Origin of the sequence: Streptomyces sp. NPDC052107 (genome assembly GCF_040680215.1) — a bacterium.
Taxonomy (GTDB): domain Bacteria; phylum Actinomycetota; class Actinomycetes; order Streptomycetales; family Streptomycetaceae; genus Streptomyces.
In genome coordinates this window covers 1-1,279 of the sequence record NZ_JBFAWG010000293.1, presented here as the reverse complement: position 1 = coordinate 1,279, position 1,279 = coordinate 1, and the positions used below count along the sequence as shown (strand labels likewise).

The following is a 1,279-nucleotide window of genomic DNA, read 5'->3' as shown; positions in this document are numbered from 1 at the left end:
ACGAGAGCCTCGGCCGCCTCCGCGTCGACCACGTGGTGCGAGCCGGGGAAAGTGCGCCCTACGACGTCTTCTTCTCGCCTGCCTTGCATGGCGGGCGTGGCGGTGTTGATCCGCACCACCCGCAGGTCGCTGTCAAGCACAGCCAGGCCGATCGGCGCCTGGGTGAACAACGCGTCGAGCGTCACCGTCCCGGCGTCACGCGCGCCCCTGCCCCCACCATCGTCGACCATGGAATTAACCTCCCGTGCATCGTCGATCACGGAAGTCACCTCCCGCGCCGCCCGGGGCGGACTCCCAGAACCGCTCGGGCCTTCTCCCATCCTGTCTACTCCGGCACCGCCGACACGGCGACCCCAGAGATCATGGCCGGGGCCGCTTCCGCTCTGTGGGCGCGACCAGTGGGAGGGTGGGACGATGATGGTGTCCCGACCAGCAGATGGCGGGAGGAGCGGACATGGAAATCAAGCCGCAGGCAGTCGTCATCCCCAAGGACACCGACCATCTGGAACAGGGGAAGTACGGCCCCATTTTCCCCAGGACCCCCGCGTGTTACGGGTTCACCATCGTCGCTCAGGTCAAGCCGGGCCGGGCCGAGGCGATGCGGGAGTACGGTTACGCACTGGCCAGAGCCTTGGAGCAAGACCCGTACCTGCTCGCGCCCTTGAAGCTGCACTACCTTCGGTGGGTACTCTTCGACGACGACACGCGTTTCATGTACCAGGGGATCTTCGACACCGACTTCGACAAGTACACCGAGGACGCGATCGCGCTGTTCTCGAAGGCGGGGGTGAGTACCGCCTTCGAGAATCTTGAGGGGTTTCCCGAGGACTGGCAGACCAATCCCGAGGCGTTCGTCAGGTTCGTGCGGGATCATCACTGTCCGAGCTTCATCGAGTACGGAGAGTATCCGTATGTGACGGCGGACGAGATCAAAAAGGCTCTGCGCGTCAAGGATGCTCTGTCGGAGATGCTCGACCAGCTGCAGTGAGGGCCGCGACATGAGCGAGATCAGGACCGCGCGCACCTACAACCAGAGGCACATCCCCCGTGAGTACACCCCCGGTCGGAAACGGGTGAGCATTTACGTCTCGTGGAGTTATCCGGCCGAGGCGGGCCGATACGCAACGGAGTTGGACAACCGCTTCTCGACCATGACCGAGGTCAGGCGGGTGGCGTGGCCTGCTTATGAGGACCCGAAATGGTCCGACCCCTATCGGTTCCAGCAGGGCATCGCCGGTGCGCTGGAGCTGTTCTTCTGGGCCTGGGTGCCGTTCCAGGA

2 protein-coding genes and 1 pseudogene are annotated in these 1,279 nt (G+C 64.3%); 2 read left to right on the top strand and 1 reads right to left on the bottom strand.

The annotated features are described in order from the left end of the window. Positions 1 to 260: PAS domain-containing protein (locus AB0M27_RS47930; protein WP_365732479.1), on the bottom strand; the 260-nt coding region annotated here is incomplete at its 3' end. A 194-nt stretch (positions 261 to 454) separates the two neighbouring features. On the opposite strand from AB0M27_RS47930, the gene AB0M27_RS47925 reads away from it, so the two are divergent. Continuing rightward, on the top strand, positions 455 to 988 hold the full coding sequence (locus AB0M27_RS47925; protein ID WP_365732478.1) for a hypothetical protein: 534 nt from the start codon (positions 455 to 457) through the stop codon (positions 986 to 988). A 10-nt stretch (positions 989 to 998) separates the two neighbouring features. Next, positions 999 to 1,279: pseudogene (locus AB0M27_RS47920) on the top strand (hypothetical protein); the annotation flags it as partial.

What these genes read in the sequence shown, in the direction of transcription:
- AB0M27_RS47925 (WP_365732478.1), top strand. Translation starts at nt 455, where the DNA reads ATGGAAATCAAGCCGCAGGCAGTCGTCATCCCCAAGGACACCGACCAT.